We start from the raw sequence: 8,944 nt of genomic DNA, 5'->3' as shown, positions 1-8,944 counted from the left end.
AGCAGAGCGCGGCAGGTCTTAGGCCCGCAGGGCCTTAGAGATGGCGACAGTGATTGATTACGCATCTGTACCATTATAACACCGCCTACCGGTAATAAAGGTTTCTGCCGCCGATGGTGAGCAGAGCGCGGCAGGTCTTAGGCCCGCAGGGCCTTAGAGATGGCGACAGTGATTGATTACGCATCTGTACCATTATAACACCGCCTACCGGTAATAAAGGTTTCTGCCGCCGATGGTGAGCAGAGCCTGCTTGAGGTTGGCGCGCACCTGCCGTCTGTCCCATATGCCCTGGATGTGTCCGCGCGACAGGGCGCGGTAGGAGCGGTGGTACTTGGGCGGGATGTCCATCCCCGTGGTTTCCTTGATAACCCCCGGTCCGGCAAAGCCGATGTTGGAGGACCGCACGGCGAACTGATAGGGCGAGCAGCCGAGGAAGCTGGCGACCGGCCCGGCAAAGGAGTTGGTGTCGTAAAGCACCATGTACAGACCGCCGGATTCAATATAGCGGCGCACGGCCACGGTGCAGCGCGGCATCTGTATGACGCCGTGCGTGCCTTCCTGAATGCGTATGCCCGCCGTGCCGTGAACGTAGGCCAGGAAGGGATAGCGCTTTTTCTCTGCGCGCTGGGCGGCTTCCACAAACTTGTAGCCTTCGGCCGCGCCCACGGAGCCGCCGCGAAAGGTTCCCATAAGCATGGCGACGACCATCTTGGTGTTGTCGATGCGGGCCTCAAAGGTCACGCAGCCGCTTTTGGCCCCGGTTTTTTTCTGGGCAGCGGCGATGCGGTCATTGAAATCAGGGAAATCCAGCGGGTTGCCCGCTTCAATTTCGCTGTTGAACTCAAAGACCGATCCGGAGTCAAAGACATTCTTTACATACCATTCCGGCTCCATCGGAAAATGGTAACCGCAGTGGCTGCACACGCCCGCGAATTCGGCGAAGAGGTCGGGTCCCCACAGGTCCAGGCAGCCGTAAGAGGCGCTGTTGGGGCAGGTGACCGTGCGGTCGGCCTTGTAGCGCGGGGATATGTAGTTCCACTTGAGGCGGCGCGAATCGTCCGCCCAGGTGGAAAGGGCCATGAGTTCCTTGGCCTTGTTGTCCTGCTTGCCGGGCAGTTTGTGGGTGAGCTTGTGCCAGGGAGCCAGCAGTCGGCCCTTGAACACGTCCCATTCGTTGCCCATTTCTTCCATAAAGGTGCGGATGCGGCGCTGGTGCTTGCGATAGAAATCGTATTTGAAGCTGACCCAGGGCTTGGATATCCAGTCCCAGGCCGCACCGGCCATCTTGGTGAGGAAGGGTCTGCGGTCCCGTGCCGCCTGACGGGAAAGCCGCAGAAACTTCTGCTGGCGGCGTTCGCGCAGGCGGTCTTTGGCCTTGGAGGAAAGCCCCCAACGGGTATGCATTTCGTCCAGGTTGGCATCGGGCCTGCGCAGGCGCGAAAGCGTAAAGCCCTTGAGGATGGGCATGACGCGGGTGGAGACCACCACCTCGTCCGTGGCGCGTATGACTTCCTGCCGCAGGGTGCGGAAAAAGTCGAAGTGCCAGGGGCGCGCGTCCAGGGGCGGCTCCTGCACGATGCGGTCGATATAGCCGAACTTGATGTTGTCCTGCGCGGTGATCTTGAGGTTCTGGGCGCAGTGCTCGATCAGTTCGGGGGCGGCGCGCTGCCCTGCCTTGAGGCGGCCTTCAATGGCGGCGGCCCCTTCGGGCGAAATGACCGAATAGTAACCGTGCGAGAGCATAAGCCTTTTGTCTGCAAGGCCGATGGCCTCGGCCCCGCCGGAGCCGCCTTCGGAAATGACGGCGATGACGGGTACGCGCAGACCGGCCATGCTGTAGATATTGCGCGCGATCTGCTGCGCCGCGCCGGGGTAGTCCTCAATGGGATACGAGCCGGGCGTGAAGATGTAGGCATGTACGGGAATGCCCTCGGTTTCCGCCACGCGCATGTATTGCTGCGCCTTGGCGTTGCCCCAGGGCTTGACCGAGCCGCCGTTGCGGAATTCCGCCCCGTGGCCTTTTTCCTGCCCGATGACCATAACGGACTGGGTATAGGTCTTCTTGCCCCTGCGCCGGGTAATGACGGCGCGGGCAATGAGCATGCTGGGGTCCAGGCTGTGCTCGTCCTGTCCGCCGACTTCGGTGAAGTTGTCGTAGACGTTTTCCAGGATGTCCCGCAGGCAGATGCGCTGCGGGTGGCGAACGATGCGCACCTTGTCCATGGGAGTAATGCTGCCCTCAAGGCGGCGCTCCACATAGCAGAACAGGTCTTCAACCGTCGCCAGCTCCGCATAGGGGTCTTCAATTTCCCCTGCGCGGGCGCGTGCCGCGAAAGAGGTGAGCTTTTCTTCCAGCAGTTGCGCATTGTCTTTGTGCTTGCCGGCAAAAATGTCCACCATATAACTGAGCCTGTCGCGCAGACTCTGGATTCGTTTCTCTATATTGTTGTCCATAACTCGCGTGCGCCGCTAAACGGGTTTTTTGAGGTAATTGGAGCAGGATGAGTGCAGGGCGGCCAGCGGGTTGTTGCCAAGCATGCGATCCTTGACGGCCAGAACGGTTGTGGGGGCCTCAGGATAGCGCATGGCGAGAGTGTCGTGCGCCACGCACCGGCCCAGCAGAACATTGGGTTCCACCTTGGCGTCGTTCATGGTCCTGGCTTGCAGCACGGGCTTGCACCTGGTCTCCGGCCTGGCGGGATTGTGCATGTGCCCGGCGTCAATGCCAAGAGCGTTTTTGGATACATTGCCGACCTTGCAGATAACCGAAACCACTTCAAAACCGTGAGCCTCGAAAATGTCGGCAGAGACCTCGGCGTCTTCACGCGGGCCAATGCGGAACTGAAGTCCGAGACGTTTGTCTCCCATAGCCGTGGCGTATTCCATAATTTCAAGAATGCGCGGGTGGCAGGGAATGCGCGTGCCGCCGGGCAGCGTCGTGTAACAATTGTATTCAACAATGGCCGATTCGCGCGCCATGCGCAATGTGTCATCTTTATAACAGTCCAGCGCCTCATGGCCCAGGTCGTGACGCAGGGCAGCGGGGCAGTTGGCCGGGTGTTTGCCGCCGGCTTTGACGCACAGGCGATCTTCGCGCTTGAAGGGGCAGGCAGCGCATGTGGGAAACCGGGAGGTCCCCATAGTTTCCTCCTTTGGTCAGAAACGGAGAATCCGTTCCGTATTGGCCGCTAAAAAGTTTACGTTGGATTTCAGGGTGTCCCCCGCGCCGTTATGCCCCTCAAGGCGCAGGTCATACAGAAACTCAAGGCCACGGGCCTTGGCTTCTTCAAGGTCTTTGCCCCATATGATGGCAAGAGCCAGGTTGGGATCAAATTCTGTCGGAATTTCGTAAGGCTCCCGGGTCGGAACGTGGGTGAGCATGGTCAGCCAGGGCTGTTCTTTCCACTGGAAGCGCTCGATGCGTCCCACCCAGGGGGTGAAATTGCTGTCCGGGTCTTCGGCAATGAGCCGGTATTCAATGCCCACGCCGTCAAAGGTGATGTCGTCCTGGCCATAGCCCAGGGGATCGCCAAGGCCGATGCGTATCTGCTCGGCGATGATATCCACATCGCCCTGGCCTTTGACCTTCGAGATACGGGCCGAAACGCCGTTTTCCACCTGGATGCGGGTGTTTACTTCCATCAGGAACGGCTCGCCCTTGCGGGTGACGATCCATTCCCATGTACCCACGTTGTCGTAGCCGACCTTGCGGGCCATGGTCAGGGAGTAGTGGACGATGTCCTTGAGCACCTTGCCCGCGTCAAAAGTGTAGTCGAGTTCTTCCGGCACAAAACCGGGGGCCACCTCGACGCGCTTTTGCAGCCCGGTGGACTGGATGGAGCAGTTGCGCGTGCCGAAATGCACGGGACTGGTTCCTGTGCGGTCGGAAACAACCTGTACTTCAAGGTGGTTAAAGTCCGTAATGCGCTGCTCGATAAGCACGCCTTCGTCCTTGAACTGGCGCAGGGCATAGTTGCGGATGCGGCGGTAGACGGAACGGAACTGATCCGGGTCATACACTTCCTCAATGCCCATGCCGCCGCCGCCAGCCGATGCCTTGACCAGCACCAGCGGGCGGCTGATGCCCTGCTGGGCCTGAAATTCAAAGATGCTTTTGGCGATGCGTTCCGCTTCCATTTCATCATAGATGGGGCGGTCAGAACCGGGAACCGTCGGCACACCAAGGCTGCGCGCAAGGCGTTTGGTATTGATCTTGTCGCCAAGTTCGCGGATGATTTTCCACGAGGGGCCGATAAAGACAAGCTTGCGGTCGCGTTTGGTCACGCGGCGGGCAAAGCGGAAGTCTTCGGCAAAAAAACCGTAGCCGGGATGCACGGCGGTGCAGCCTGCCTCGTCAGCCACAGACATAAGCTCATTGGCATCGTGGTAGGAAGAAACGCGGAAAAGGCTTTTTTCTCCGCCTTCTTCGCGTGCAAGGCGCACATGGCCCGAAGCCGCGTCTTCGGCGGTGAATATGGCGGTAAAAGCCACGCCCAGCTTGCGGCAGGCCCGCATGATACGCATGGCGATTTCGCCGCGGTTGGCTACCAGAATTTTATGCTTGTGCAGGGGAATGGTTTCCTGAGCGTTGTCCAAGCCTGTCTCCCTCATTATGTGGCGCCTTGGGGGCGCAAGCGGTAGTTGTTGGTCTGATAGTTCCGGCGCGGCCACGGAGCGTGGCCGCCGAAGCGTAGTCCGGCCCGCCGGTTTGCCCTTGTGGGACTGGGCCGGGCGGGCTATACAGGATTCGTATCAACCGAGCATACGCACTTTCCGTGTGAAAATCCACACGCAGTACTGCGGGCGAACGAAAAAAGTCGCCCCGATTATTGCGCGGCATTGCCCGCTGTCGCCCCGTTGGGGCACGGTATCTTTGAGAACATCATTCTGGCGCTCCCTGCGCCGCTTGGCAGCGCAACCGGAGCAGATTAACCTTGAGAATGGACATTCTCAAAGTTTAAGACACTCTCGCTTCTTCGCTTAACTGCGCAAATAAATTGCGCTTACTCACGCAGCCGTCAGGGCAGCTTCAAGAAGAAACTGCTCTAAAATCAGGAGGGATAATATGCAAAATCCGCAAGAAGTCCAGTCGGCCGCAGCGGCTCTGCGCAAGGCTCTGGAGGCTGCGCCCTGTACCTTTTCACAGGTTATGGGCATGCGAAAAATCACCGGGGCGGCGGCAGAAGACAACAGCGCTCCCGTTGGTCTTGTTCTGGGTACGGGCCTTTCGGGCCTGGCGGACAGGCTGACGGAACGGGTAGCCATTCCTTATGCCGACCTGCCGGGTTTTCCCGTATCCAGCGTGGATTCGCATGTGGGGGCTTTTGTGTGGGGGCGTTTTCCCTCATCCTGCGGTGAGGACGATGCCCCGGGACGGCCCGTGCTTATCCAGCAGGGGCGTTGTCACCTGTACGAAGGCCGCAGCCCGGCCGAAGTGTGCATGGGGGTGCGCGTCATGGCGGCCATGGGCGTCAAAACGCTTGTGATCACCAATGCGGCGGGGGCGCTTAATCCTCATTTTGACGCCGGTTCCATCATGTGCATGAGCGATTTTATCAACCATACGGGACATTCGCCGCTGCTCGGCTGTAATTGCGATCAGTGGGGACCGCGCTTTCCCGACATGAGCGCGCCTTTTGACGCCGAGTTGCGTACCCTTGCTATGGAAACCTCGGCCAGGCTCGGCTTGCGGCTGGAACGCGGCGTGTATATCGGCGTGCGCGGGCCTGAAATGGAAACTCCGGCCGAAACGCGCATGTACCGGCAATGGGGAGCCGACGCCGTCGGCATGAGCACCGTGCTTGAGGTCATTGCGGCGCGTCATCTGGGTATGCGCGTGCTTGGCCTCTCATGTATTTCAAATAAAAACTTGCCGGACTGTATGACCCCGGCGCCCTTGGAAGAAATTATTCTTGTGGCCGCCCAGGCGGGTAAAAATCTGGGCCGCCTGATACGGGCAATGATGACAAAACTTTAAAAAGTACGTACAAGCGCAGCCCGGACTCATTTTTTTACACTAAAAGGCAAAGCGCCCATGCATCATAACGATTCTCTTCGCAACGTCGCCATTATAGCTCATGTTGACCACGGCAAGACCACTCTGGTGGACGCGCTTTTCAGGCAGGGCGGCGGCCTTCGCGCCGGCCAGCAGATGGACGACCGCGTCATGGACAATATGGATTTGGAACGTGAGCGCGGCATTACCATTGCCGCCAAAAACTGTGCCGTTTCGTGGAACGGCGTCAAGATCAATATTATCGACACACCGGGCCACGCGGACTTCGGCGGCGAGGTGGAACGTTCGCTTTCGATGACCACAGGGGCCATCCTTCTGGTGGACTCTTCTGAAGGCCCCCTGCCGCAAACCCGCTTTGTGCTGCGCAAGACACTGGAAGCCGGACTGCCCGTGGTGGTGGTCATCAACAAGATCGACCGCAAGGACGCCCGTCCCGAAGAAGTGCTTAACGAAATCTACGATCTTTTTATCGATCTGGACGCCAACGAGGCGCAGCTCGAGTTTCCCGTGCTCTACGCCATTGGCCGCCAGGGCGTAGCCATGAATAACATTGATGACGAGCAGAAAGACCTGACCCCTCTGTTTGAGGCCATTCTGAAGCATATTCCCGGCCCTGCGCACGACCCCGAGCAGCCCTTCCAGATGCTGGTGGCCGACCTTGACTATTCCGACTATCTGGGGCGTCTGGCTGTGGGCCGCATTATGCACGGGCATGTACACAGCAGGGAAACCCTTGCCTGCGTTGGCGAAAACGGAAAGCCGCGCGCCCTGCGCGCCACAAAACTTCAGGTGTACGACGGCCTGAAGCTTGCCGAGGTGGAAACAGCCACCCCCGGCGACATCGTGGTGCTGGCGGGCATTGAAGACGTGACCATCGGGGATACCATCTGCACCAGCACCAACCCCCGCGCCCTGCCGCGCATCAGGGTGGACGAGCCTACGGTAGCCATGCGCTTTGGCATCAACACCTCGCCCCTGGCCGGGCGTGAGGGCAAGATCGTGCAGAGCCGCGCCATTCGCGACCGCCTGGAAAAGGAAACCCTGCGCAACGTGGCCGTGCGGGTAGAAGACACCGCCGACCGGGATGCTTTTCTGGTCAAGGGGCGCGGCGAGTTTCAGATGGCTATTCTTATCGAGACCATGCGGCGCGAAGGTTTTGAGCTTTCCGTGGGCCGCCCTGAAGTCATCCTGAGAAAGGACGAAAACGGCAAAGTTCTTGAGCCCATAGAGCGTCTTTATGTGGACTGCGACGAAATTTTCATGGGTGTGGTTACGGAAAAGCTGGCCCAGCGCAAGGGCCGCATGCTTAACTGCGTCAACAACGGCACGGGCCGTGTACGTCTTGAGTTCACCGTACCCTCGCGTGGCCTTATCGGCTACCGTGATGAATTTCTTACGGATACCAAAGGTACGGGCATCATGAACTCGTATCTTGAGGGCTATGAGGAATGGCGTGGCGATTTTCCCACGCGCTTTTCCGGCTCTATCGTGGCCGACAGGGCAGGCAGCGCCGTGGCGTATGCGCTCTTTAACCTTGAGCCTCGCGGCGTGCTTTTTGTGGAACCGGGCAATCCCGTGTACGAAGGCATGATCGTGGGCGAGCATAATCGCGACAACGATATTGACGTGAACGCCACCAAGGAAAAGAAGCTTACCAACATGCGCGCGGCAGGCAAGGACGAAAACGTCATCCTGACGCCCGTACGCCGGATGACGCTGGAGCACGCCCTGCACTTTGTGCGCGAAGACGAGCTGGTGGAAGTAACGCCCCAGTCCATCCGCCTGCGCAAGGCCGAGCTTTCGGCCCAGAAGCGCTACCAGATCGCTGGCAGGCGCAAGGGATAGAAAGCGGTTTATCCGTAGGTTGCATGCAGACGCGGCAAGGATTCTTATGGAATCCTTGCCGCGAAACATTTGGGTCTGCTTTCAGGCGTATTTGCTTTTAGAGCAGTTAACGAATGAAATGAGTTAACTGCTCTGCAAGGATTTTCAGGAAAATCCTTGCCACGAAATGCGAGTAGGCAGGCTTTTGCCTGCCGTAAGCAAGCATTTCAAGTGTTAAATGCTCTAATAGTTATATTTCCAGCGTATGCCACCCCAGGTGCTCTGCTGTTCCGAGCGCAGTTCCAGACTGGTGCGCGGGGTCAGTTCAAGCTGAATGATAAAGGCCGTGCTGCCCTGTTTCATACCTTGCTGCACACCCACATAAATGATCTCGGTGATGTATTTCCCCATTTCCACGGCGGTTCCTGCGCCCATGCCCTCATCACCGGACGGGTCGCCGGACCCGCTGCTCGGCGTGGAGCTTAGACGCAGCACATCGACGCCCAGAACATTGCGCGTGACGTCAAAAATACCGCCGCCGCCCGAGCCGAAGCCCGCCAGTTGCGCCACGGCTCCGGCCAGCCGCAGGTTTTCCAGCCGCCCAAGTTCGTTGGTACTTTTGCCGAAAAGAATCTGGGCGAGTATTTCGTCCCGGGGCAGTTCCGGCTCACTGCTGAGCGAAAGCTTCATCTTGCGCACGGTTCCCGTGATGCTCACATAGGACGTAAGATTGGGCGTTTCATTGGCAAGCTTGAGGTCCAGCAGAGGGTTGCTCAGGGAACCGCCCGCAAAGGTGATTGTGCCGCGTGAGAGCTTGAATATCTTGGTCAGAAAGTCAAAGCTGCCCTTGACGGCCATGATCTGCCCCGTGATCTGCGGATCTTCGGGCGTGCCTGAGACCAGCAGGTCGGCTTTCCATTCACTGCTGAGGCCATGCCCTTCCACCAGAAAACGGCCGGGAATGACGATACGCAGGTTCAGGCTGCCCTTTGCTTCGGGCTTGCCGCTTGCGGCTCCAGCGGTGGAAACGCTTTGCGCCGTACCGGGGGCGGGGCTTTCGCTGATGGGCAGGGTGGTGACGCTGCCGCCCACAGCCAGCTTGTT

6 protein-coding genes are annotated in these 8,944 nt (G+C 59.0%); 2 read left to right on the top strand and 4 right to left on the bottom strand.

Annotated elements, in window-relative coordinates; translation table 11 throughout:
• Positions 1–204 precede the first annotated feature (204 nt).
• From V6C16_RS04865 to V6C16_RS04855, 3 genes are read right to left on the bottom strand one after another with little or no spacing between them, the layout of a single operon-like run.
• On the bottom strand, positions 205–2,454 hold the full coding sequence (locus V6C16_RS04865; protein WP_333542830.1) for an acetyl-CoA carboxylase carboxyl transferase subunit alpha/beta: 2,250 nt from the start codon (positions 2,452–2,454) through the stop codon (positions 205–207).
• Between the two features lie 15 nt (positions 2,455–2,469).
• On the bottom strand, positions 2,470–3,141 hold the full coding sequence (locus V6C16_RS04860; protein WP_333536596.1) for a DUF1847 domain-containing protein: 672 nt from the start codon (positions 3,139–3,141) through the stop codon (positions 2,470–2,472).
• A 15-nt stretch (positions 3,142–3,156) separates the two neighbouring features.
• Entirely contained in the window at positions 3,157–4,611 is a 1,455-nt protein-coding gene (locus V6C16_RS04855; protein WP_333536595.1) for a biotin carboxylase N-terminal domain-containing protein, read from the bottom strand.
• Between the two features lie 454 nt (positions 4,612–5,065).
• Here V6C16_RS04855 and V6C16_RS04850 point away from each other — a divergent pair, with 454 nt between their 5' ends.
• The gene (locus V6C16_RS04850; protein ID WP_333536594.1) at positions 5,066–5,977 is read left to right on the top strand and encodes a purine-nucleoside phosphorylase; all 912 of its coding nucleotides are present in this window, start codon (positions 5,066–5,068) and stop codon (positions 5,975–5,977) included.
• Positions 5,978–6,034: 57 nt separating this feature from the next.
• Entirely contained in the window at positions 6,035–7,861 is a 1,827-nt protein-coding gene (gene typA / locus V6C16_RS04845; RefSeq protein WP_333536593.1) for a translational GTPase TypA, read from the top strand.
• Positions 7,862–8,083: 222 nt separating this feature from the next.
• On the opposite strand, the gene V6C16_RS04840 is transcribed toward typA, so the two are convergent.
• A partial coding sequence (locus V6C16_RS04840; RefSeq protein WP_333542829.1) for a translocation/assembly module TamB domain-containing protein occupies positions 8,084–8,944 on the bottom strand: 861 nt, incomplete at its 5' end.

The sequence above is a fragment of the Desulfovibrio sp. 1188_IL3213 genome, assembly GCF_036763145.1.
In the GTDB taxonomy this organism is placed as follows: domain Bacteria; phylum Desulfobacterota; class Desulfovibrionia; order Desulfovibrionales; family Desulfovibrionaceae; genus Desulfovibrio.
This window is presented reverse-complemented; position numbering and strand designations above follow the sequence as displayed.